General features: G+C 66.4%; 19 protein-coding genes. 10 read left to right on the forward strand and 9 right to left on the reverse strand.

Going from position 1 to position 22,821, the window contains the following annotated elements; genetic code table 11:
- Positions 1 to 24: 24 nt before the first annotated feature.
- The 6 genes from IOC61_RS05180 to IOC61_RS05205 all read right to left on the reverse strand — a co-directional run bounded on the left by IOC61_RS05180 (position 25) and on the right by IOC61_RS05205 (position 6,267).
- Entirely contained in the window at positions 25 to 729 is a 705-nt protein-coding gene (locus tag IOC61_RS05180; RefSeq protein WP_195687815.1) for an ABC transporter ATP-binding protein, read from the reverse strand.
- On the reverse strand, positions 716 to 1,495 hold the full coding sequence (locus IOC61_RS05185) for an ABC transporter ATP-binding protein (protein ID WP_195687816.1): 780 nt from the start codon (positions 1,493 to 1,495) through the stop codon (positions 716 to 718). Before IOC61_RS05185 ends, IOC61_RS05180 begins: the two co-directional genes overlap by 14 nt.
- A 156-nt stretch (positions 1,496 to 1,651) precedes the next feature.
- Positions 1,652 to 3,097 (reverse strand): sodium-dependent transporter, encoded by a 1,446-nt coding sequence (locus tag IOC61_RS05190; protein ID WP_195687817.1) that lies wholly within the window; start codon positions 3,095 to 3,097, stop codon positions 1,652 to 1,654.
- Between the two features lie 121 nt (positions 3,098 to 3,218).
- Positions 3,219 to 3,542, reverse strand: coding sequence for a hypothetical protein (locus tag IOC61_RS05195; protein WP_195687818.1), 324 nt, complete (start codon positions 3,540 to 3,542; stop codon positions 3,219 to 3,221).
- A gap of 165 nt (positions 3,543 to 3,707) precedes the next feature.
- The gene (typA, locus tag IOC61_RS05200) at positions 3,708 to 5,558 is read right to left on the reverse strand and encodes a translational GTPase TypA (protein WP_195687819.1); all 1,851 of its coding nucleotides are present in this window, start codon (positions 5,556 to 5,558) and stop codon (positions 3,708 to 3,710) included.
- 157 nt (positions 5,559 to 5,715) lie between these two features.
- Positions 5,716 to 6,267: a hypothetical protein gene (locus IOC61_RS05205; RefSeq protein WP_195687820.1), complete on the reverse strand. Its 552-nt coding sequence runs from the start codon at positions 6,265 to 6,267 to the stop codon at positions 5,716 to 5,718.
- Between the two features lie 434 nt (positions 6,268 to 6,701).
- Between IOC61_RS05205 and glnA the strand changes: the two genes are divergently transcribed.
- Entirely contained in the window at positions 6,702 to 8,108 is a 1,407-nt protein-coding gene (glnA, locus tag IOC61_RS05210; RefSeq protein WP_195687821.1) for a glutamate--ammonia ligase, read from the forward strand.
- Between the two features lie 94 nt (positions 8,109 to 8,202).
- On the opposite strand, the gene IOC61_RS05215 is transcribed toward glnA, so the two are convergent.
- On the reverse strand, positions 8,203 to 8,916 hold the full coding sequence (locus tag IOC61_RS05215) for a divalent cation transporter (protein ID WP_195687822.1): 714 nt from the start codon (positions 8,914 to 8,916) through the stop codon (positions 8,203 to 8,205).
- Between the two features lie 166 nt (positions 8,917 to 9,082).
- Here IOC61_RS05215 and IOC61_RS05220 point away from each other — a divergent pair, with 166 nt between their 5' ends.
- The 8 genes from IOC61_RS05220 to IOC61_RS05255 all read left to right on the forward strand — a co-directional run bounded on the left by IOC61_RS05220 (position 9,083) and on the right by IOC61_RS05255 (position 17,693).
- A complete protein-coding gene (locus IOC61_RS05220) occupies positions 9,083 to 9,646 on the forward strand; it encodes a DUF4124 domain-containing protein (protein ID WP_195687823.1) in 564 nt (187 codons plus the stop codon).
- A gap of 315 nt (positions 9,647 to 9,961) precedes the next feature.
- Positions 9,962 to 11,008 (forward strand): nitrogen regulation protein NR(II), encoded by a 1,047-nt coding sequence (gene glnL, locus IOC61_RS05225; RefSeq protein WP_324254688.1) that lies wholly within the window; start codon positions 9,962 to 9,964, stop codon positions 11,006 to 11,008.
- On the forward strand, positions 11,001 to 12,416 hold the full coding sequence (gene ntrC, locus IOC61_RS05230; RefSeq protein WP_195687825.1) for a nitrogen regulation protein NR(I): 1,416 nt from the start codon (positions 11,001 to 11,003) through the stop codon (positions 12,414 to 12,416). Before glnL ends, ntrC begins: the two co-directional genes overlap by 8 nt.
- 106 nt (positions 12,417 to 12,522) lie before the next feature.
- A complete protein-coding gene (locus IOC61_RS05235) occupies positions 12,523 to 13,473 on the forward strand; it encodes a hydroxymethylglutaryl-CoA lyase (protein WP_195687826.1) in 951 nt (316 codons plus the stop codon).
- 8 nt (positions 13,474 to 13,481) lie between these two features.
- Positions 13,482 to 14,684, forward strand: a complete 1,203-nt coding sequence (locus tag IOC61_RS05240; protein WP_195687827.1) for a CaiB/BaiF CoA transferase family protein — start codon at positions 13,482 to 13,484, stop codon at positions 14,682 to 14,684.
- Positions 14,685 to 14,747: 63 nt separating this feature from the next.
- Positions 14,748 to 15,743: a Bug family tripartite tricarboxylate transporter substrate binding protein gene (locus tag IOC61_RS05245; protein ID WP_195687828.1), complete on the forward strand. Its 996-nt coding sequence runs from the start codon at positions 14,748 to 14,750 to the stop codon at positions 15,741 to 15,743.
- A complete protein-coding gene (locus IOC61_RS05250; RefSeq protein WP_195687829.1) occupies positions 15,740 to 16,192 on the forward strand; it encodes a tripartite tricarboxylate transporter TctB family protein in 453 nt (150 codons plus the stop codon). The genes IOC61_RS05245 and IOC61_RS05250 overlap by 4 nt, the downstream gene beginning before the upstream one ends.
- Before the next feature lie 7 nt (positions 16,193 to 16,199).
- Positions 16,200 to 17,693, forward strand: coding sequence for a tripartite tricarboxylate transporter permease (locus tag IOC61_RS05255; protein WP_195687830.1), 1,494 nt, complete (start codon positions 16,200 to 16,202; stop codon positions 17,691 to 17,693).
- 133 nt (positions 17,694 to 17,826) lie between these two features.
- Here the strand turns inward: IOC61_RS05255 and IOC61_RS05260 are convergent, their stop codons facing one another.
- Positions 17,827 to 19,641: an aminopeptidase P family protein gene (locus tag IOC61_RS05260; protein WP_195687831.1), complete on the reverse strand. Its 1,815-nt coding sequence runs from the start codon at positions 19,639 to 19,641 to the stop codon at positions 17,827 to 17,829.
- A gap of 1 nt (position 19,642) precedes the next feature.
- Positions 19,643 to 21,217 (reverse strand): peptide MFS transporter, encoded by a 1,575-nt coding sequence (locus IOC61_RS05265; protein WP_195687832.1) that lies wholly within the window; start codon positions 21,215 to 21,217, stop codon positions 19,643 to 19,645.
- A 239-nt stretch (positions 21,218 to 21,456) separates the two neighbouring features.
- On the opposite strand from IOC61_RS05265, the gene IOC61_RS05270 reads away from it, so the two are divergent.
- Positions 21,457 to 22,806, forward strand: coding sequence for a deoxyguanosinetriphosphate triphosphohydrolase (locus tag IOC61_RS05270; protein ID WP_195687833.1), 1,350 nt, complete (start codon positions 21,457 to 21,459; stop codon positions 22,804 to 22,806).
- Positions 22,807 to 22,821: the final 15 nt, after the last annotated feature.

The raw sequence follows: 22,821 nt of genomic DNA on the forward strand, positions 1-22,821 counted from the left end.
ATTCTCCTTGTCCTCCCGGGGCGCTCAGCCGCCCAGGAAGCTCCTGGCCACTTCCGGGTCCGCCAGCAGGGCGGCACCGGTATCGGTGAAGCGGTTCTGGCCGGCGGCCAGCACGAAGCCCTTGTCGGCGATGGCCAGGGCCTGCTTGGCGTTCTGCTCCACCATCAGGATGCCGACACCGGCGGCGTTGACCTGCTTCACCTGGGCAAAGATCTCGTTCATGTAAAGCGGCGAGAGGCCGGCGGTGGGCTCGTCGAGCAGCAGCACGCTGGGCTCGGCCATCAGCGCACGGCCCATGGCGACCATCTGCCGCTGGCCGCCGGAGAGCTCGCCGGCCGGCTGGTGTCGCTTGTCGTAGAGAGGCGGAAAGAAGTCGTAGATCTGCTTGAGCATGCGCTTGACGTTGCCCGGCTTGAGGAAGGCCCCCATCTGCAGGTTCTCCTTCACCGTCAGGCTCGAGAACACATTGTGCTCCTGGGGCACGAAGCCCATGCCCTGCTGCACCAGGCGATGGGGCGGCAGGTTGTGGATAGGCTCGCCGCGCAGCAGGATCTCGCCCTGGGTGACGACGAGCTGGCCGAAGATGGCCTTGAGCATGGTGGACTTGCCGGCGCCGTTGGGGCCGACGATGACACCGATCTCGTCGGCCTCGAGGGTCATGTTCACCCCGTTGAGGATGTTCATGCCGCCGTAGCCGCCATAGACGTCACGCGCTTCAAGTAGTGGCATCTTGGGACGCTCCGAAGTAGGCCTCGATGACCTCGGGGTTGTTCTGGATCTCCTCGATGGAGCCCTCGACCATCACGCTGCCCTGGGCGAGCACGATCACCGGGTCACAGAGCCGGGCGATCATCTCCATATCGTGCTCGATGACCAGGAAGGTGTAGCCCATCTCGCGGTTGAGCCGCTCGATGTTCTCGACCAGGTCACCGAGCAGGGTTCGGTTGACCCCGGCGGCGATCTCGTCGAGCAGCACCACCCGGGCATCGGTCATCATGGTGCGACCAAGCTCGATCAGCTTCTTCTGCCCCCCGGAGAGGTTGCCGGCCAGCTCGTTGCGCACGTGATGCAGGCCGATGAAGTCGATCACTTCCAGCGCGCGGCGACGCACCTCGGCCTCCTGGGAGCGCACCAGTCCGGGCTTGAGCCAGGTGTTGAACAGGCTCTCGCCTGCCTGGGCCGGTGGCACCATCATCAGGTTCTCCAGCGCGGTCATCTGGGAAAACTCGTGGGCGATCTGGAAGGTGCGCAGCAGTCCCTTGTGGAACAGCTCGTTGGCCGGACGGTTGGTGATCTCCTCGCCATTCAGGAGCACCTTGCCGCTGTCCAGCGGCAGGGCCCCGGCGATGATGTTGAACAGGGTCGACTTGCCGGCGCCATTGGGGCCGATCAGGCCGGTGATCGAGCCCGCTTCTACCGAGAGCGAGCAGTCGTTGATCACCTTGAGGCCGCCGAAGGCCTTGTTGACGTGTTGCACGTCGATCATGGGTACCATGCGTTATGTCTCGTGGTTGTTTTATCTATTTGTTTTATCTGCTTTTTTTATTTTCTTGCTTTATCTGCCTGTTGCATCCAGAGGCATCTCTGCCGGCGATGCCTTGCCAGGCCGCTTCGCTGCTCCCGATAAGCGCCCCGATGGGCGGCACGGGAATCAATGCGTCGGGTCATCCTCCATCAGGAAGATGCGGCTGGCGGCGAAGGCACCGACGATCACCACCGCGCCGATGGTCGGGATCAGGTAGCCCCCGACCTGGGGGATGGCGTGCAGGAAGACGAAGGCGACCGCGGCCGGAGCGATGAAGCGCACCAGAAAGCGCCAGGCGATGAACCAGGCCCCGCTGGTGCCCATCTCCTTCACTACCTCGGAGTGGGTCAGGGCCCAGCCGGCGAACAGGGCGATCAGCATGCCGCCCAGTGGCATGAAGATATTGCTGAGCAGCTCGAAGAGGTCGAAGGGGTGGTAACCGAACAGGTCGTGGAAGGGGCTCGCCTCGGCCCAGAGGTTGAAACTGATCACGGTGAGCAGGCCCAGTGCCCAGGTGGTCACTACCATGACGAACACCGCCTGGGGGCGGGTGAGGTCGAAACGCTCGACCAGATAGGCGGCCACCGGCTCGATCAGCGAGATGGAGGAGCTGAGCGCCGCTCCCAGCACCAGAACGAAGAAGACGCCACCGATCAGTGCACCGGCGGGCATCTCGGCGAAGGCCAGCGGCAGGGTGATGAACATCAGGCCCGGGCCTTGACCGGCGTCGAGCCCGGCCCCGAAGACCAGCGAGAAGATCGCCAGGCCGGCGACCACGGCCACGGCGGTATCGACGACGGCAACGATGATCGCGGTGCGGGTCAGCGACACCTCGCCGGACATATAGGCGCCGTAGGCCATGATGGCGCCCATGCCGAGACTCAGGGTGAAAAACGACTGGCCCATGGCCTCCAGCCAGCCCTCCAGGCTGAGGTCGGCGAGATTGAAGGTGAACAGGAAGCCGGCCGCGGCGGGGAAGTCGCCGTGGGTCACGCCATAGGCGAGCACCACCAGCAGGATCACGAACAGCGCCGGCATGATCACCCGCAAGCCGCGCTCGATGCCCTGGTGGACGCCGAGGCCGACGATCAGCCCCGAGGCGGCGATGAACAGGGTGTGATAGAGCGTGAGCAGCGAGGGGGAGGCGAGTAGACCATCGAAGTCGGTGGCGATACTCTCGATATCGGCCCCGACCAGGGAGCCGGTCAGCATCTGCCAGGTGTAGTGGATGGCCCAGCCGGCGATCACCGAGTAGAAGCTGAGAATCAGGAAGGCCGAGATGCCGCCCAGCCAGCCGATGGCTTCCCAGCCTCGTGAGGTGCTGTGGGTGCGGGTGAGGAAGCGCATGCCCATGATGGGGCTGCGCCGGCTGTTGCGACCGAGCATGGTCTCGGCGATCAGGATCGGTATGCCCACGGCGAAGATGGTGAGGGCGTAGACCAGAAAGAAGGCCCCACCGCCGTTCTCGCCGGCCAGGTAGGGGAAGCGCCACAGGTTACCGAGGCCGACCGCCGAGCCGATCGCTGCCAGCAGGAAGGTACCCTTGTGAGTCCAGACGTTATGCGTGCTCATCGTGGCTCCGAGGCTGAGTCCGTGGGCCGGTGGCCGTTTCGCCACTGTGCGCCAAAACCCGGTCGGTAACCAGTGCACTCCGTTTACGTCGCGTTAACGTTCTGGAAGATAAGGGTATCGACTACCCATCCTGGTCTCTGTCGTCGGGGTCACCCAGGGTCGGCTCCAGGGCGCGGCAGGCGTCGGGGAGGCGGACGGTGTCGCCCAGGGCGAGCTTGCCGTGAGACTTGAGGCGGCGGCCGTTGTCCACGGCGATGATCGCCGCCACATCGCCGATGCTGGTGCCATCCACGTAGGCCTCGACCTTCACGCGCACCACGGCGCCTTCGTGGCGCGCCGAGAGGATATCGCCGGGCCCCGGTTCGGAGTGGCCACTGCTGTCCTGCTGGAAGTGGCGCATCACGCTGTCGGCGCCGGGGTCGTCCCACTCCACGTGCTTGTGCATCTCGGCTCTCCTGCTTGGGTTGCTATGAAGGCGGCGGCGAGGCGCGCGCCCGCCGCGGGTGACTCCAGCATAGAAGGTTGCAGCAGCCCAGGGAAAGGAACGGCCGACGAGCGGCCATGAAAAAGCCCGCCGGGTGGCGGGCTTGGCAAAGCGATACGGCAGCGCTTACTTCTTGGCGGCGCGCTTGCGCTCGTTCTCGGTCAGGTGCTTCTTGCGCAGTCGAATATGGTTGGGAGTGATCTCGACCAGTTCGTCGTCATCGAGGAACTCGATGGCCTGCTCCAGAGAGAACCTCACCGGCGGGGTCAGCACGATGTTCTCGTCGTTGCCCGAGGCGCGCATGTTGTCGAGCTTCTTGCCCTTGGTGGGGTTGACCACCATGTCGTTGGCGCGGTTGTTGATGCCGATCAGCATGCCCTCGTACACCTCGGTGCCGTGGTCGATGATCAGCTTGCCACGCTCCTGCAGGGCATAGAGGGCGTAGGCCAGTGCCTTGCCCGGGACCATGGAGACCAGCACCCCATTGCGGCGCTCGATGGCGGCGTCGGGCTTGAGCGGGCCGTAGTGGTCGAAGCGGCTGGTGAGGATGCCGGTGCCCGAGGTCAGGGTCATGAACTGGCCGCGGAAGCCGATCAGGCCACGCGCCGGGATGATGAAGTCCAGACGCACACGACCCTTGCCGTCGGGGTTCATGTTGCTGAGCTCGCCCTTGCGGTAGCCGAGCTCCTCCATGATGGCACCCTGATGCTGCTCCTCGCAGTCGATGATCACTTCCTCGTACGGCTCCTGCATCTGGCCGTCGATCTCGCGAATGATCACCTCGGGGCGGCCCACGGCGAGCTCGAAGCCCTCGCGGCGCATGGTCTCGATCAGCACCGAGAGGTGCAGCTCGCCACGACCGGACACCTTGAACTTCTCGGGGGTATCGCCCTGTTCGACACGCAGCGCCACGTTGTGGATCAGCTCCTGCTCGAGGCGATCCTTGATGTTGCGGCTGGTGACGAACTTGCCGTCCTTGCCGGCGAACGGCGAATCGTTGACCTGGAAGGTCATGGAGACGGTGGGTTCGTCCACCGAGAGCGGCGGCAGCGCCTCGGCGGCGGCCGGGTCACACAGGGTGTCGGAGATCGCCAGGTTGTCGATACCGGTGATGCAGACGATATCACCCGCGGTGGCCTCGTCGGTCTGCACGCGCTCCAGGCCCAGGTGGGTCATCACCTGGCCGACCTTGCCCTTGCGGGAGTCGCCCTCCTTGGTGATGACGGTGACCTGCTGATTCGGCTTGACGGAACCGCGGCTGATGCGGCCCAGGCCGATGACACCGACATAGCTATTGTAGTCCAGCGCCGAGACCTGCATCTGGAAGGGGCCGTCGAGCTCGACCTTGGGCGGCTCGACGATATCGACGATGGCCTGGAACATGGGGGTCATGTCCTCGGCCAGCTGGTCGGGCTCCGGGCCGGCGATGCCGTTGAGAGCCGAGCAGTAGATGATCGGGAAATCGAGCTGCTCATCGGAGGCGCCGAGATTATCGAACAGGTCGAAGATCTGGTCGATCACCCAGTCGGGGCGGGCGCCGGGGCGGTCGATCTTGTTGACCACCACGATCGGCTTCAGGCCCTGGTCGAAGGCCTTCTGGGTCACGAAGCGGGTCTGGGGCATGGGGCCATCGACCGCGTCGACCAGCAGCAGCACCGAGTCGACCATGGACATGACACGCTCGACCTCGCCGCCGAAGTCGGCGTGTCCGGGGGTGTCGACGATATTGATGTGGTAGTCCTGGCCGGCCGGCGCCTGCCAGCGGATCGCGGTGTTCTTGGCCAGGATGGTGATGCCGCGCTCCTTCTCCTGGTCATTGGAGTCCATGACGCGCTCCTGACCTTCGGCCTTGCGGTCCAGGGTGCCGGACTGGCTGAGGAGTTTGTCGACCAGGGTGGTCTTGCCGTGGTCGACGTGGGCAATAATGGCGATATTGCGAAGATTGCTTACATCAGAATGACTTACGGTCGTGCTCATAAGGTGTGACTCGCTGATATGTACGCACCTATGTACACGTTCTGGTAAGTACCCTAGGCGCGGGGCAGGGATGTGGGACGCGTATTGTACAGATTAGCGGTGCGCAGGAGTAGCAAGTTTGCCGATGTGGGCTGTGTTTCCTGGCGCTGCGGAGGGGTCAGCCTGCCTGGCGGTTCGTGGTGATGCGCTCCAGGCGAGCCCCGCAATGGCGCAGGCGCTCCACCAGATCGTCGAGGGCGTCATGGTCGAGCAGCGGATCACAGCCGCCGAGGCGCTCGTACCATTGACGGGCCATGCAGATGCCGACGATGGGGGGCGGTTTCTGGCGCCTCAGCAGTCGGGCGAACAGGCCGGGTGGCTCGCCGGACAGGGTCACGGCGTCAACCTCGCCGGCATCGATGCGCTGCACCAGCTGCAGCAGGACGCGGGTCGAGGCGATACAGCCAAGGATGGGGAACACCAGTACCGAGCCGCTGGTGTCAGCGATGGTGGCATTGAGCCGTTCGCCCAGCGGGAGGCCGGAGAGGCGCACATGGCGTGCCTTGTAGCGGCTGGCGATACGGGTGACCCGGGTGTCCTGGGTATCGTCGATCACGATCAGCTCGACGCCCTGGTCGGTAGTGAGTGGTGCCACTAATGAGAGTTCTCTGGGTAGCCTTGCACCGGCATTGCGTGCATCGATGAGTAGGGTGCCGGATGGTAAGGCCATGAGGAACTCCGAGGCCAGAAGAAAAGGCTCTGGACGACGGCCTGGAGTCGCGGCCGGCGGGTATGTTGTAATAAAGTGTAGCTTGAAGTTAATTGATGTATCAAATGTTATTGATGCTACGTGGTGGTGCCTCCGCCTCCATTTGTGCACCAGAATGGTGCGCAGGCTGGCGAGCCTCTCCCCCGGTACGCCCGCCCACACCTGTTTAGCACCGGAAGGATCCGAAAATAAGTTCCTTTATTCAATATCTTGAGAATTTCTTTTCTGCATGGTGCATAGGTTGGCACGCCGCCTGCAATGTTATGATCATCAGTCAGTGTTATGGGGCCGTCGTGGGCAGCGTGCCTGCGGCGTGCTACAACAACTTGCTGGGGTTCCTGCATTCCGGTGCCTGAACCCCTCAATTATCGAGCCATGCTCAACCGGAGGACACCATGTCTACCAAGACGCTCGCCCTGATCGAAGAACATGACGTCAAGTGGGTCGACCTGCGCTTCACCGATACCATCGGCAAGGAGCAGCACGTCACCATTCCGGCGCGTGATGTCGATGAGGAGTTCTTCGAGAACGGCCAGATGTTCGATGGCTCTTCCATGTCTGGCTGGAAGGGGATCAACGAGTCCGACATGATCCTGCGACCCGAGGATGGCACCGCCTTCCTGGACCCCTTCACCGAGGACGCCACCCTGGTGCTGCGCTGCGATGTCATCGAGCCGGCCACCATGCAGGGTTATGACCGCGACCCGCGCTCCATCGCCAAGCGTGCCGAGGCCTACCTGCAGTCCACCGGCATGGGCGACACCGCCTTCTTCGGTCCGGAGCCCGAATTCTTCATCTTCGATGAGGTGCACTGGAAGGCCGACCCCGAAGGGGCGATGTACAGGATCACCTCCGAGGAGGGGGCCTGGGCCACCGATCGTCAGGTCGAGGGGGGCAACCTGGCCCACCGGCCGCGGGTCAAGGGTGGCTACTTCCCGGTACCGCCGGTGGACAGCTTCCACGATATTCGCGGTGCGATGTGTAACACCCTGGAGGCGATCGGCCAGAGCGTCGAGGTGCACCACCACGAGGTGGCCAACGCCGGTCAGAACGAGATCGGGGTCAAGTTCAACACCCTGGTCAAGAAGGCCGACGAGGTCCAGGAGATGAAGTACGTGATCCACAACGTGGCTCACGCCTACGGCAAGACCGCCACCTTCATGCCCAAGCCGGTGGTGGGCGACAACGGCAGCGGCATGCATGTGCACCAGTCCTTCTGGAAGGAGGGGGTCAACCAGTTCGCGGGCGACGAGTACGCCGGCCTCTCCGAGATGGCGCTCTACTACATCGGCGGCATCATCAAGCACGCGCGTGCCCTGAACGCCTTTACCAATGCCTCCACCAACTCCTACAAGCGTCTGGTGCCGGGCTTCGAGGCGCCGGTCATGCTGGCCTACAGCGCCCGCAACCGTTCGGCCTCCATCCGTATCCCCTACACCGCCAGCCCCAAGGGCAAGCGGGTCGAGCTGCGTTTCCCCGACCCGACCGCCAACCCCTACCTGTGCTTCGCGGCGATGCTGATGGCCGGGATCGACGGCATCAAGAACAAGATCCACCCCGGCGACGCCATGGACAAGAACCTCTATGACCTGCCGCCGGAAGAGGGCAAGAAGGTGCCGACCGTGGCCCATAGCCTCGACCAGGCCCTGGAAGCGCTGGAACAGGACCGGGCCTTCCTGACCGAGGGCGGTGTCTTCACCGACGACATGATCGATGCCTATATCGAGCTCAAGAGGGAGGATGTGGATCGTCTGCGCATGGCGACCCACCCGATCGAGTTCGACATGTACTACAGCTGTTAACTACGCACTGCAGCTGTTGATGAGAGCCCGCGGGCTCTGGTTAGGCCTACGCAAGCGGCACGCCTTCGGGCGTGCCGCTTGCGTTATCACCGACTCAATGGATCAGCATATGGCCCACGATACCCAGAGAGAAGCCGAGCACCGCGCCGAGCGGCGGGCCCCAGTGGCGCTCGAGCCTGGCCTGGGGGGCCAGGTCCTGGAACACCGAGTAGAGGATGCCGCCGGCGGCAAACAGCATGATGGCTGCGACTACCGAGGGGTAGTCGGACAGCCACCAGAACCCACCGAGGCCGGCGAGCGGCCCCAGCCAGGCCATGGTGAAGAACATGCCGACCAGGCGGCGTGAGGAATAGGCGGTGCTCTGGCGCAGCTCGTGATAGGCGTTGAAGCCTTCCGGCAGGTTCTGCAGCGCCATCAGGCCGGCCAGCAGCATGCCGCCGTTGCTGCCATAGGCGAAGGCGGCCCCCAGCGCCAGCGCCTCGGGAACGAAGTCGGCGAGCATGGCGGCAAGCTGGCTGGCCGAGGAGCCGCTGCGTGCCAGCATCACATCCAGTGCCATGAAGGCAGTGCCGCCGGCCAGGAACCAGGCGGCAGCGCCTCCGAGGGAGAGGTCCGGCAGGCTCTCGGGCACCAGCACCAGGGCCACCGCCGAGAGCAGAGCCCCGCCACCGAAGGCGATGATGCCGTGGCGCAGCTCGCTCTCGAGCCACGGGATATCGATGCGCTCCTTCCAGGCCGCCCAGGCCCCGAGCGGCATCGCCATGCCCGCCATCAGCGTCAGTGCCACCACCGCTTGCCAGTTGTCCACCATCGGTCTCCTTGGAGTGTGTCTACAGGGCCATCCTAGGCCGTAGCCTCGCCGCTCGGCCAGTTGCTGCTGGCGCTGGGGCATCGGGCCTGCTTATGATGTGATCTACATTATCGGTAGGCGGCAGGTTGCCGGCGATCGACTCTTTGGCAAGGCGGAGACCCCCATGGGCAAAACGGTCCTGACACTCGTGCTGGCTCTGGGCGTAACACTGACGGCCTACGGCCAGACCATCTATCGCACCACGGACGCCCAGGGGAATGTGGTATTCACCGATGATCCCGACCTGGGCGGCGAACAGGTGGAGCTGGCGCCGGTGACGGTGGTACCGTCCCGGGGGAGTGCAGACGCCGGCCAGGTCGCGCCGCGGCCTACTAATAGTGCGCCCGCGACGTCCCGTCCGGGGCAGCCCTTCATGCCCTATGACAGCTTCCGCATCGTCTCACCGACCCATGAGCAGGCCTTTCCGGTAGGCGTGGCGGGTAATATCGCCGTGGACCTGGGGATCTCGCCCGGCCTGCGCGAGGATCATCGCGTCAGGCTGCTGGTGGATGGCCAGATCAGCCAGTCGGCGATGCACACCTCGGCCTTCATGGTGCCCAACATGAACCCTGGTGAGCACGTGCTGCAGGCCGAGCTGCTGGATGCCCGCGGCGAGATTCGCCACCGCACCTCTCCGGTGACGATCTATGTGCTGCGCGCCAACGTGAATCGCCCGACCAGTGGCTGAGGACGCTTCCGGACGTCCCCGCCTTCTCCTGCCATGACACTGTCCCCCTTCTGATCAACGCCTGCCGATAAGAGGAGGGAAGTGTGTTCCGCTGTCTCGATCCCCGCTATTCCGATCCTCGCTGTTTCGCTTGTCGCCGGGGACGGTGCAGGGCGCCACGAAATGCACTAATTTGGTGCATGTATGGCGCGTCTCGTCCCGTCATAAGCCCGCCTAGGGAGCCTCGCGCCCTGGCCCGTTTCTTGCTTCATCTAGACGTCCCTCTTGCACAAGCCCTCTTGCACAAGCCGACCTGGAACCGATATGGCCGCCGCGATATACCAACGCCTGATGGAACACCTCTCCACTGCCGTGCTGCTGCTGGATGGTGAGCTCAGGGTGACATGGATGAACCCCGCCGCCGAGGCGCTGCTTTCGGTCAGCCTGAGCCGGGTTCGGGGAAGCGCACTCTGCTCGTCGATGGAGCAGGAGGATGGGATGGAGGCGGTGCTCACCAAGGCGCTGGATGCCTGCCACCCCTTCACTCGCCGTGAGGCGCGCCTGGTGCTGCTGGGAGGCGAGCCACTGACCGTGGACTTCACCGCCACTCCCCTCGCCGAGGACGAGCTGCTGCTGGAGGTGGAGCCCCGTGATCGTCTGATCCGCATCTCCCGGGAGGAGGCGCTGATGACCCGCCAGGAAACCGTCAAGGTGCTGACCCGGGGGCTGGCCCACGAGGTCAAGAATCCGTTGGGGGGCATTCGTGGCGCGGCTCAGCTGCTGGAGCGCGACCTGGAGAATCCAGCGCATCATGAGTTCACGCGCATCATCATCGAGGAGGTGGATCGCCTGCGCGATCTGGTCGACTCCATGCTGGGGCCCAACCGAGTGGCCCGTCATGAACCTCTCAGCATTCACAGGGTGCTGGAGCGGGTCCGCACCCTGGTGCTTGCCGAACACCCCGGGGTGCGCATCGAGCGTGACTACGACCCCAGCCTGCCGGACCTCTCCGCTGATGAGGCGCAACTGATTCAGGCGGTGCTCAATGTGGTGCGCAATGCCATGGAGGCGATGCACGAGGCGTCCACCCCCGAGCCACGGCTGGTGCTGCGCACCCGGGCGCGTCGTCAGTTCACCCTGGGAGCCGAGCGCCATCGGCTGGTGTGCGAGGTGGCGATCATCGACAACGGGCCGGGCATCCCCGAGGCGCTGCAGGAGACGCTCTTCTACCCCATGGTGTCGGGGCGTGCCGGAGGCAGCGGCCTGGGGCTCTCCATCGCCCAGGGCATCCTGCATCAGCACCAGGGGCTGATCGAGTGCGCTTCGGCGCCGGGCCATACCGAATTCCGACTGCTGATTCCTCTGGAGACGCGCCATGACTGATATTGCACGCGTGATGGTCGTCGATGACGACCGCGCCATCCGCTGGGTGCTGGAGCGCGCCCTGGCCCAGCCCGACCTCGACGTGGAGTGCCTCGAGCGTGCCGACTCGGCTCTCGAACGCCTGCTGGCCGACCCGCCTGACGTGCTGATGACCGATATCCGCATGCCGGGCATCGATGGTCTCGATCTGATGGCCAGGGTGCGCGAGGCGCACCCGGAGCTGCCGGTGATCGTGATGACCGCTCACTCCGACCTGGATAGTGCCGTGGCCTCCTATCAGGGCGGTGCCTTCGAATACCTGCCCAAGCCCTTCGATGTCGATGAGGCACTGGCGCTGGTGCGCCGTGCAGTGGCCCATGCCCGCGAGCGCCGCAGGCCGATCAGCGCCCCGGAGGGGCTGGATGCCGAGATCATCGGCGAGGCGCCGGCCATGCAGGAGGTGTTCCGCGCCATCGGCCGGCTCTCCCACTCGCCCATTACGGTGCTGATCAATGGCGAGTCGGGTACCGGCAAGGAGCGCGTCGCCCGGGCGCTGCATCAGCACAGCCCGCGGACGGACAAGCCCTTCGTGGCGCTGAACATGGCGGCGATTCCCCACGACCTGATCGAGTCCGAGCTGTTCGGCCACGAGAAGGGGGCCTTTACCGGGGCGACCGCAAGTCGGCAGGGCCGTTTCGAGCAGGCCGACGGGGGTAGCCTGTTTCTCGACGAGATCGGTGACATGCCCGCCGAGGCTCAGACTCGGCTGCTGCGCGTGCTGGCCGACGGCGAGTTCTATCGGGTGGGCGGGCATACCCCGGTGAAGGTGGATGTGCGCATCATCGCCGCCACCCATCAGGATCTGGAGCGGCTGGTGGAGGAGGGGCGCTTCCGCGAGGATCTGTTCCATCGGCTCAATGTGATTCGTGTGCATCTGCCGCGGCTGGCCGAGCGCCGCGAGGATATCCCGCAATTGACGCGTCACTTTCTGGCCGAGGCGGCCAGGGAGCTGGCAACCGACGTCAAGGTGCTGACCCCCGAGGCGGAGCGCTATTTGGCGCGACTGCCCTGGCCCGGTAACGTTCGCCAGCTGGAGAACACCTGCCGCTGGCTGACCGTGATGGCCTCGGGGCGCGAGATTCTCTGCGAGGATCTGCCGCCGGAGCTGCGCCAGGTGAACGAGGAGATGCTCGGCGCCAGCGGCGACTGGCGGGCGGCCTTTCGCGACTGGGCCGATCAGGCCCTGGCCGCCGGCCATACGCACCTGCTGGAGGAGGCCATGCCCGACGTCGAGCGCATCCTGATCGAGACCGCGCTGCGCCATACCGGTGGACGCAAGGGAGAGGCCGCCGAACTGCTGGGCTGGGGGCGCAATACCCTGACGCGAAAGTTGAAGACGCTGTTGCCGGCGCTGGCCGAGGGAGAGTGAGCCCACGAGGCTATTGGGCGAGGAGCTATGGGACGAAAGGTGCATTGTGAGGAGGTGGCGCCCTGGCTTAGCGTCCATAAGAATGCATTGATTCAGCAGGCCTGCCATGTCCGCCCTCACCACACCGTCCCAGCACATCCACGTTACCGAGGTGGGGTTGCGCGATGGTCTCCAGAACGAGCCGGTGGTGCTGAGTACCGAGCAGAAGCTGACCCTGGCCAGGGCGCTGGTCGCCGCCGGCGTGCGCGAATTCGAGGTCAGCTCCTTCGTCAGCCCAAGGGCGGTGCCGGCGCTGGCCGATGCCGCCGAGATGGTTGCGGCGCTGCGTGGTGTGGGGGGGCTGCATCTCTCGGCCCTGGTCCCCAACCTGCGTGGCGCCGAGCGGGCGCTTGAGGCGGGCGTCGACTCGGTGGTGCTGTTTGTCTCCGCTTCCGAGCGTCACAACGCCAAGAACGTCAACCGCAGCGTGGCGGCCTCACTCGAGGGGTTCGAGCAGGTGGCGCGCCTGCTCGAGGGTAGCGATATAGCCCTCAGGGGGGCCGTCGCCACCGCCTTCGGTTGCCCCTTTACGGGCAATGTCCCGGTCGAGTCGGTGACCGGGATCGCCCGACACTTCGCCGACCTGGGCGCGACGCACCTCTCTCTCGGCGATACCACCGGCATGGCCACGCCGCCGCTGGTCACCGAGCGTGTCACACGGCTGCGGGACGCGACGCCCAACCTTCCGCTGACGCTCCACTTTCACAATACCCGCGGCATCGGCCTGGCCAATGTCATGCAGGGGCTGGCGCTCGGCGTCGACCGCTACGAGAGCTCCATCGGCGGGCTCGGCGGCTGCCCCTTTGCGCCGGGGGCCTCGGGCAATATCGCCACCGAGGACCTGGCCTATCTGCTCGAGGAGATGGGGCTCGAGACCGGCCTCGACCTCGAGGGACTGATCACCGCGGCAGGCCGCGCCAGCGAGCTGATGGGTCGCCGTCTGCCGGCCCAGGTCTCCCAGGCCGGCCCCCGTCTGGCACTGAGCGACTGCAGCGTCGTACCCACCGCACAGGGATGATGGCGAACATGACTCCTACCTCCTCCAGCTCTACCGGCTCGCTTGCGGGCGTACGCGTCATCGATCTGACCCGGGTGATCTCCGGCCCCTTCTGTACCCAGATCCTCGGCGACCACGGTGCCGACGTGATCAAGATCGAGCCGCCCGGCAAGGGCGACGTGGTTCGCCAGCAGGGCAATATGGTCGATGGCGAAAGCTGGTACTTCGCCCAGTTCAATCGCAACAAGCGCTCGCTCACCCTCGATCTGCGCAGCGACGAAGGCAAGCAGATCCTTCACCGGCTGCTCGAGGATGCCGACGTGCTGGTGGAGAATTTCCGCCCCGGGGTGCTGGACAAGATGGGGCTCGACGACGACACCCTGCGCCAGCGTTACCCCCGGCTCGTGGTGGGGCGCATCAACGGTTTCGGCTCCAGCGGGCCCTATCGCGACCGCCCGGCCTACGACTTTATCGCCCAGGCCATGAGCGGCTTCATGGGCGTCAACGGCAGCGCCGATGGCGAGCCGATGCGGGCGGCACCGCCGATCAGCGACATGGTGGCCAGCCAGAACCTGGCCTTCGGCATCTGTGCGGCCCTGGTGCGCCGCGCCACCACGGGGCGGGGCGATATCGTCGAGACGGCCCTGACCAACGGCCTGATCGCCATGATGGGCTACCTGGCGGCGGAGTACTTCGCCACCGACCGCGTACCGGCCCGCACCGGCAACGATCACCCCATGCTCTATCCCTACGGGCTGTTTACCGCCCGTGATGGCGAGGTGGCGATCGCGCCGAGCAACGACACCATGGTCGAGCGCTTCCTCGGCGCCCTGGACATGCTGCACCTGCTCGACGATGAGCGCTTCGCCGACAATCGTCGGCGCATGGCCAACCGCGAGGCGCTGCGCGAGATACTCAATGCCATCATCGTGACGCGCCGGGTCGACGAGTGGATCGAGCACTTCAATCACGCGGGGGTCCCCTGCGGACGCGTGCATGACCTGCGCGAGACCTTCGATGACCCCCAGGTGCAGGCCCAGGAGATGCGCCTGGAGCTGACCCAGGCCTCCGGCCGGGTGCCCGTCACCGGCTTTCCGGTCAAACTGCGCGAGGCGCCCGCGAGCCTCTACTACCCGGTGCCTAAGCTCGGGGAGCATACCGAGGAGCTGCTGGCCGAACTGGGCATCGAGGGCGATGAGCTGACGACCCTGCGGGAGCGTCGCGTGATTTAAGGCAGTAGAGCCGCGGGCAGGCCGGTCGTGCCTGCCATAACAACAAGCAGAAGGAGCACACCAATGCGTACCGTCAAGAAAGGGGGTCTCGGCCTTGTCGCCGCTACTTTGGCAGGCGTCGGGTTCGCCATCAGCGCGCCGGCCCAGGCGCTGCCGATCAGCGAATGCATCGCGCCGGCCGACCCGGGTGGCGGCTGGGACTTTACCTGTCGCTCGGTCGGCAAGCTGTTGCTGGAGCTGGACCTCGTGGAGAGCCCGGTGCAGATCACCAACATGCCGGGCGGCGTGGGGGCGGTGGCCTTCGCCAACGTCGAGAGCAGCCGGGCCGACGACAGCGACCTGGTGGTGGCCACCAGCACGGTTGGCGTGACCCAGATTGCCCAGGGCAAGTACCCCGGCGGTGCCGATACCATGCGCTGGCTGGCCATGCTGGGGACCGATGTGGGCGTCATCCTGGTCGACGACGAGAGCGAATACGAGAGCCTCGAGCAGCTGATGACCACCCTGGTCGAGGATCCGGGCGCCCTGGCCGTGGCCGGCTCCAGCGGTGCCGGCGGCTGGGATCATATCCGTGCCCTGATGCTGGCCAAGGAGGCGGGCATGCCCAATGAACAGATCGGCAACCTGCGCTGGGTGCAGTTCGACGGCGGCGGCCCCGCGGTGACCCAGATGATGGGCGGCCATGTCGACGTGGTGTCTACCGACCTGGGCGAGATCGCCGGTTTCATCGAGTCCGGCGATGTACGCGTGCTGGCGGTGCTCTCCGAGGAGCCGCTGCCCGCTCCCTTCGATGATCTGCCCACCGCCGCCTCCCAGGGCTATGACGTGGCCGGCTACAACTGGCGCGGCTTCTATACCGGTGGCGAGGTCTCCGATGAGGACTATGCCGGCATGGTCGATGACCTGAAGTCCCTCTACGACAGCGAGGAGTGGAAGGCGGTGGCCGAGCAGAATGGCCTGGTGCCGCTATGGCGAGGTGGCGATGAGTTCAACGGCTTCGTGCTGGAAACCATCGACCAGGTGGAGTCCATTTCTCGAGAGATCGGAGTCATCGAGTGAAGGAGGGAGTCGGGGCGGTCGGTGATCGTGTCACCGGGGTAGTGCTGTTGTTGGTGGCAGCGGTTGCCTGGTGGCTGTCCCATGATTTCACTAGCGGTTTCGGGCAGACGATAGGGCCGGGAGCTTTCCCGCGTCTGGTCAGCGTGCCCCTGGGGCTGCTGTCGCTCTACCTGATCGCCCGCCCGGGAGTGAATCAGCGCTGGCCGGAACGGTCGGCGCTGCTCCGCCAGCTTAGCCTGCTGGTCCTGCTGATGGTCTATGCGGGGCTGATTCAGCCGCTGGGCTTTCTGCCTACCGCCCTGCTGACCGTGACCCTCATGATCCGGCTCTTCGGTGCCAGCTGGCGCCAGGCCCTGCCGTTCGGCCTGCTGCTGACCCTGGGCCTCTACCTTCTCTTCGAATTCGCCCTCGGCATGCCGCTGCCCGACATGCCGGGCATGAACTGGTAAACGCGCCATGGAACTCCTCGCCTTTCTCGCCCAGGGCTTCGCCGTGGCGCTCGAGCCCCAGCACCTGTTTCTGGCGCTGGTGGGTTGCGCCCTGGGCACCCTGATCGGAGCGCTGCCCGGCCTCGGGCCGGTCAACGGGGTGGCGCTGATGATCCCGCTCACCTTCAACTTCAGCCTCTCGGCCACCGCCGCGCTGATCCTGCTGGTCAGCATCTATTACGGTTGCATGTATGGCGGCCGCATCAGCTCCATCCTGCTCAATATTCCCGGCGACGAGCCGGCCATGATGACCACCCTGGATGGCTTTCCCATGGCGCAGCAGGGCCGTGGCGGCGAGGCGCTGGGACTGACCGGTGTCGCCTCCTTCGTCGGCGCCCTGGTGTCTACGGTGGGTTTGGTGCTGTTCGCCCCGGTGCTGGTGGACTTCGCCATTCGCTTCGGCCCGGCCGAGTACTTCGCGCTGTTCGTGCTGGCCTTCGCCACCATCGGTGGGGTGACCGGGGGGCACCTGGCGAAGAGTTTCCTGGCCGCCTGCCTGGGACTGCTGCTGGGCACCGTGGGCATCGATGCGGTCAGCAGCGTGCCCCGCTACACCTTCGGCTGGTATGAGCTCTACGACGGCATCGACTTTATCGTGGCGCTGGTGGGGCTGTTCGCCATCTCCGAGTGCCTGGTGTTCCTGGAGGATAGCCATCAGGGGCGCAAGCCCACCATGACCCTGGGGTCGGCCCTGCCGGGTGTGCGCACCGCCTGGCGCTGCCGTGGCACTATCGGGCGCAGCTCGGTGCTGGGTTTCATCGCCGGCGTGCTCCCAGGAGCGGGGGCGGCGCTGGGCAGCCTCCTCTCCTATACCCTGGAGCGGCGCTGGCAGGGCGCGCGTGGTGACTTCGGCAAGGGCGACCCACATGGGGTGGCGGCCCCGGAGGCGGGCAATAACGCCGCCGCCGGTGGCGCGCTGATTCCCATGCTGTCGCTGGGCATTCCCGGCAGCGGGACCACGGCCATCCTGCTGGCCCTGCTGCTGTCGATGAACATCACCCCGGGACCGCTGCTGTTCGAGAACCAGCCCGAGCTGGTATGGGGCCTGGTGGCGGCGCTGTTTATCGGTAACCTAATGCTGCTGGCGCTCAATATCCCGCTGGTGGGGCTCTTCGCCCGCGTGCTGCGTGCGCCGGGCTGGTTCCTGATGCCCATGGTGGTCATGGTCGCCTTCGTCGGTGTCTATTCGCTCGGCAACAGCGCCTTCGACCTCTACCTGATGCTGGCCTTCGGCGTGCTGGGCTATGTGCTGCGCAAGCTGGAGATCCCCACGGTGCCGGTGGTGCTGGGACTGCTGCTGGGGGGACAGATGGAGTACAACCTGCGTCGCGCCATGTCGATCTCAGGGGGGGACTGGAGCATCATCTGGAACAGTGGCATCTCGCTGGGGATCTATCTCTTCGCCATTGCGCTGCTGCTGGGTGGGCTGCTGTTCCACTGGCTGATGAAACGGCGAGTGTAGATCACGGCCTCTTCCCTTCGAGTCGCACCCTCACCGAGGCTTCAACGACTCCAACGACTCCAACGAAAAAGGGGCGCCGGCATGCCGGCGCCCCTTTCCTATTGGGCCTCGTCCCGCAGGGGGCGAGGCTCGCCTAGCCTTGCGCGAGCGGCCGGGTGCGCGCCTCCAGCCAGGCCAGGGCGTCGCCCTCGAGGTGGGGGGCGAGTCGTTCGCGCACCTCGGCGTGGTAGGCGTCGAGCCAGTCGGCCTCGGCGGCGTCGAGCAGCGCGACGTCGAGGCAGCGGGTGTCGATCGGACACAGGGTCAGCGTCTCGAAGCGCAGGAAGTCACCGAAGTCGCTCGCCTCGGCCGGCCGGTTGGCGACCAGGTTCTCGATGCGCACCCCCCACTGCCCCGGCCGATACACCCCGGGCTCGATGGAGGTGATCATCCCCGCACGCATGGCGGTGTGGGGCGCCACCGGCGCGCCGGCGCTGATCACCTGGGGCCCCTCGTGGACGTTGAGGAAGTAGCCCACGCCGTGGCCGGTTCCGTGACCGTAGTCGCGGCCGATGGCCCATAGCGGTGCCCGGGCGATGGCGTCCAGGCGGGGCGCGGCGATGCCCTGCGGGAACTGGGCCCGGGAGAGGGCGATGGTGCCTTTGAGCACCAGGCTGCAGTCCTCGCGCTGGGCCGCCGATACCTCGCCTACCGGCACCATGCGGGTGATGTCGGTGGTGCCGCCGTGGTACTGGCCGCCGGAGTCGATCAGCAGCAGGCCGTTGCCCTCGATCACCGCGTGGGCCTCGGGCGTGGCCCGGTAGTGGGGCAGGGCGCCATTGGCGTTGAAGGCGGCGATGGTGTTGAAGCTCTCGCTGACGAAGTGCGGGTCCCGGGCGCGCTCCTCGCGCAGCCGCGTCTCCACGTCCAGCTCGGTGACTCGCTCGCCGCGCGCAAGCGCCTGCTCCAGCCAGGCGAAGAAGCGGCACAGGGCGGCCCCGTCGGCCTCCATGGTGCGGCGCACATGGGCCAGTTCCTGGTCGGTCTTGCGGCCCTTGTCCAGGGTGCTGGGCTGGAAGGCCTCGACCACTGCCATCTCGGTGGGGAGCGCCTGGCGTGTGCCCAGGGTCAGCCTGGCCGGGTCGAGCAGCACGCATGACTCGGCGGGCAGGGCGGCGAGATGCGCGCGCCAGTCGTCGTAGGGGGCGATGTCGATGCCGTCGGCGGCCAGCGCCGCCTCGAGCTCAGCCTCGACGGTGCCGGGGGCGACGAACAGGGTCGCCGTCTCCCGGCCGACCAGCAGATGGGCGAGGAACACCGGGTTGTAGGCGACGTCGTCGCCGCGCAGCTGGGTCAGCCAGGCGATGTCGTCCAGGGTCGAGATCGGGTGCCAGTCGGCACCCTGCTCGGTCATGGCCGCGCGCACCCGCGCCAGACGCTCGGGGCGCGTCTCGTCCCGGAAGGCGGCGGGCTGGGCGTAGAGCGGCTGAGCGGGCAGCGCCGGTCGCCCCGGCCAGATGGCGTCGAGCAGGTCCAGGTCACCGCGCTGGGCGATGCCGACGGGGCCGAGAATCTCCTCCATCTGGCTGGCGTGGGCCAGGGCGACCACCTGGGCGTCGTAGCCAATGGTGGCGCCGGCCGGCAGGCGCTCGGCCAGCCACGCCATGGGCGCCGTGGCCTGGCCCTGAACCAGTTTCATCATGGCGATGCCGCTGCCCGCCAGCTGAGCCTCGGCCTGCACGAAGTAACGGCTGTCGACCCACATTCCGGCGGCCTCCTGGGTCACCACCAGGGTACCCACCGAGCCGTCGAAGCCGGAGAGCCAGGCGCGGCCGGCCCAGTGCTCGGGCAGATACTCGGAGTTGTGGGGGTCGGAGGAGGGCAGCCACCAGGCGTCGATGGCGTGCTCGCGCATGACGGTGCGCAGGGCGGCGAGTCGGTCCGCGGGCGTCGAGAGGGCTTGGCTCATGTCAGGCTCCAGAGGTCGAGGAGGAGGAAGAGGTGGCGGTGGTGCGCTGGCTGCCCTTGAGCATGCGGCCGATCAGCGGTGTCAGCAGCGCCAGAACCAGGGCACAGAGTACCAGTGCCACGGCCGAGCGGCCGAACAGTGCCGGCAGCTCGGCGAGCTTGTCGGCGCTGACGTTGCCGCCGATCAGGCCGGCCACCAGGTTGCCCAGCGCCAGGGAGGTGAACCACAGGCCCATCAGCTGGCCGCGGATGCGCTGAGGCGCCAGGGTGCTCATGGTGGAGAGGCCCACCGGGCTCAGGCACATCTCGCCGAGGGTCAGCAGCAGCAGACTGGCGGTGATCCACAGCGGCGAGACCAGGCCGTCACCGACCAGCACCTGTCGGGCGGCGAGCATCATCAGGCCGAAGCCCGCGGCGGCGAACAGCAGCCCCATCACGAACTTGGTGGCGCTGCCCGGCTCCAGTCCGCGGCGGCCCAGGGCCGGCCACAGCCAGCCGAACAGCGGACCGAGCAGAATGATGAAGACGGCATTGAGCGACTGGAACCACACCGTGGGGATCTCCCAGCCGAACAGGGCGCGGTCGGTGTAGTCGTTGGCGAAGAGGTTGTAGGAGGTGGGCTGCTGCTCGAAGGAGGCCCAGAAGAAGGCCGAGGCGACGATCAGCAGGAAGGCCACCACCACCCTGGCGCGCTCCCGGGCGTCGAGGCCGGCGAAGGCCATCAGGTAGACGAAGAAGCCCAGGGCGCAGACGATGATCACGCTGGTCATGGCCTCGGCGATCGCCACCGGCTCGAGCCGGATCACGCCGACGGCCGCGAGCGCCACCAGGGCGGCGCCGAGGATCGACAGCCCCGAGACCGCCAGCCCCACGCCGCGACGCTTGACCGCCGGGGCGTCCCAGCTGGCCTCGCGACCGCGCTCGGCGTCGGCGCGGCGCATGGCGGGGATCGCCCATAGGCGGAAGATCAGCAGAGCTGCCAGCATGCCCAGGCCGCCGATGCCGAAGCCCCAGTGCCAGCCGCCGCTCTCGATCAAGAGGCCGGTCATCAGCGGGGCCAGCAGGGCACCCAGGTTGATGCCCATGTAGAAGATCGCGAAGCCACCGTCGCGGCGCGCATCCTCTTCCTCGTAGAGGCTGCCCACCATCACTGTGATGCAGGTCTTGAACAGCCCCGAGCCGAGCACGATCAGCAGCAGGCCGACGAAGAAGGCGCTGGCACCCCACAGCGCCGAGAGGGCGATGGCCAGATGGCCCAGGGCGATCAGGATCGAGCCATACCAGACGGCGCGGCGCTGACCCAGCCAGTTGTCGGCCAGCCAGCCGCCGGGCAGGGCGGAGAGGTAGATGGCACCGGCGTAGATGCCGACGATGGCCGCGGCATCCTCGCGGCTGAAGCCGAGACCGCCCTCGGCGAGGCCGGCGGCCATGAACAGCACCAGCAGCGGGCGGATGCCGTAGTAGGAGAAGCGCTCCCACATCTCGGTGAAGAACAGTGACCCGAGCGGTCGGGGGTGGCCGAAGAAGCCGCGATCCCCTCGGGATGTCGCGGCGGGAGCATCGGAAGTCGAGGTCATGAAGCGTCTGCCTTGTCAGGTGTTTGTGGCGTTGGGGCCGCGTCGAGCGGGATGCTGCCAGGCGAGCCTGCGGTCTGGCTCCGCCCTTGCCTGGTGTTCTTGCTGAATGACGCGGTCTGGGTAGACGATTCTATGGAAATTCGTTAGTAGGCGAAACGATATTGATCGGTCGCGGTGCAGCGCGATGGCCAGGTTGCATCCGCCGGTGCCAGAATGGGGCTTCCAAGGAGAGATTGCCCATGACGCAGATGAGCTGGGAGCGGCTGCTCGATCCGGGGCGGCTACACGACCGGCGCGGCGCGCGCCCCGGGAACGGCCGCGGTGAGATCGGCCGCAGCCCCTTCCACAAGGATCACGACCGGATCGTCTTCGCCGGCTCCTTCCGGCGCCTGGGGCGCAAGACCCAGGTGCACCCGCTGACCGACAATGACCACATCCATACGCGGCTGACCCACTCGCTGGAGGTCGGCTGTGTGGGGCGCTCGCTGGGCATGATCGTCGGCGAGGGGCTGAGCGGCCGGCTGCCGGCATGGATCACCCCGGCCGACCTGGGGGTGATCGTGCAGGCCGCCTGCCTCGGTCACGATATCGGTAACCCGCCCTTCGGCCATGCCGGGGAGTACGCCATCCGCGACTGGTTCAAGCGCGCCGAGACCGATGGCAAGGGGTTGCTCGAGGGGCTGTCACCCTTGGAGCGCGAGGATCTGCTGACCTACGAGGGCAATGCCCAGGGCTTCCGGGTGGTCACCCAGATCGAGTACAACCAGTTCCGTGGCGGCATGCGCCTGACCACGGCGACCCTGGGGACCCTGCTCAAGTATCCCTGGACGGTGGAGCATGGCGGAGCGGCGGGCAAGTTCAGCTGCTATCAGAGCGAGCGTGAGCTGCTGGTCGAGGTGGTCGAGCGACTGGGGCTGCTGCCCAGGGGGGAGGGGCGCTGGTGCCGCCACCCCCTGGCCTGGCTTGTGGAGGCCGCCGACGATATCTGCTATGCCCTGCTCGACCTGGAGGATGGCCTGGAGATGGACATCCTGCGCTATGACGAAGTCGCCGAGATCCTGATCCAGATCGCCGGTGGGGCTCCGAGCGACTACACCGCCATGCAACGTCAGGGGGTCTCCCAGCGCCGGCGCATCGCGGCCCTGCGTGGGGCGGCCATGGAGCGCGCGGTCAACGATGTGGGGGCGGTGTTCGTGCAGCATGAGGCGGAACTGCTGGGGGGGCGACTGCAGGCAGACCTGCTGGAGCTGTGTCATCCCGATCTGGACTGGGGGGTGAAGGCGGCCAAGCAGCTGGCCCGGGAGCGCATCTTCCAGAACGAGCGCAAGGCCAAGCTCGAGATCGGCGCCTACACCACCCTGGGCATCCTGCTCGAGGCCTTTATCGGTGCGGCCCATGAGCTTCACTACACCGGCAGGTCGACCTTCAAGCACCAGCGGGTGCTGGCGCTGATCGGCGAGAATACGCCGCGTTCCTCATGGAGCCTCTACGACAGTTATCGACGCATGCTCGACTTTATCGGCGGCATGACCGATCACTACGCCGTGGACCTGGCCCAGGAGATGGGGGGGCGGCTGCGCGGCGACTGAGCCGACTCGGCGGAC

The organism is Halomonas sp. KAO (assembly GCF_015595025.1).
Taxonomy (GTDB): Bacteria; Pseudomonadota; Gammaproteobacteria; order Pseudomonadales; family Halomonadaceae; genus Halomonas.

Bases quoted from the DNA above. Each gene is read 5' to 3' on its own strand.
- IOC61_RS05180 (WP_195687815.1), bottom strand. From the start codon at position 729: ATGCCACTACTTGAAGCGCGTGACGTCTATGGCGGCTACGGCGGCATG.
- IOC61_RS05185 (WP_195687816.1), bottom strand. From the start codon at position 1,495: ATGGTACCCATGATCGACGTGCAACACGTCAACAAGGCCTTCGGCGGC.
- IOC61_RS05190 (WP_195687817.1), bottom strand. From the start codon at position 3,097: ATGAGCACGCATAACGTCTGGACTCACAAGGGTACCTTCCTGCTGGCA.
- IOC61_RS05195 (WP_195687818.1), bottom strand. From the start codon at position 3,542: ATGCACAAGCACGTGGAGTGGGACGACCCCGGCGCCGACAGCGTGATG.
- typA (WP_195687819.1), bottom strand. From the start codon at position 5,558: ATGAGCACGACCGTAAGTCATTCTGATGTAAGCAATCTTCGCAATATC.
- IOC61_RS05205 (WP_195687820.1), bottom strand. From the start codon at position 6,267: ATGGCCTTACCATCCGGCACCCTACTCATCGATGCACGCAATGCCGGT.
- glnA (WP_195687821.1), top strand. From the start codon at position 6,702: ATGTCTACCAAGACGCTCGCCCTGATCGAAGAACATGACGTCAAGTGG.
- IOC61_RS05220 (WP_195687823.1), top strand. From the start codon at position 9,083: ATGGGCAAAACGGTCCTGACACTCGTGCTGGCTCTGGGCGTAACACTG.
- ntrC (WP_195687825.1), top strand. From the start codon at position 11,001: ATGACTGATATTGCACGCGTGATGGTCGTCGATGACGACCGCGCCATC.
- IOC61_RS05235 (WP_195687826.1), top strand. From the start codon at position 12,523: ATGTCCGCCCTCACCACACCGTCCCAGCACATCCACGTTACCGAGGTG.
- IOC61_RS05240 (WP_195687827.1), top strand. From the start codon at position 13,482: ATGACTCCTACCTCCTCCAGCTCTACCGGCTCGCTTGCGGGCGTACGC.
- IOC61_RS05245 (WP_195687828.1), top strand. From the start codon at position 14,748: ATGCGTACCGTCAAGAAAGGGGGTCTCGGCCTTGTCGCCGCTACTTTG.
- IOC61_RS05255 (WP_195687830.1), top strand. From the start codon at position 16,200: ATGGAACTCCTCGCCTTTCTCGCCCAGGGCTTCGCCGTGGCGCTCGAG.
- IOC61_RS05260 (WP_195687831.1), bottom strand. From the start codon at position 19,641: ATGAGCCAAGCCCTCTCGACGCCCGCGGACCGACTCGCCGCCCTGCGC.
- IOC61_RS05265 (WP_195687832.1), bottom strand. From the start codon at position 21,217: ATGACCTCGACTTCCGATGCTCCCGCCGCGACATCCCGAGGGGATCGC.
- IOC61_RS05270 (WP_195687833.1), top strand. From the start codon at position 21,457: ATGACGCAGATGAGCTGGGAGCGGCTGCTCGATCCGGGGCGGCTACAC.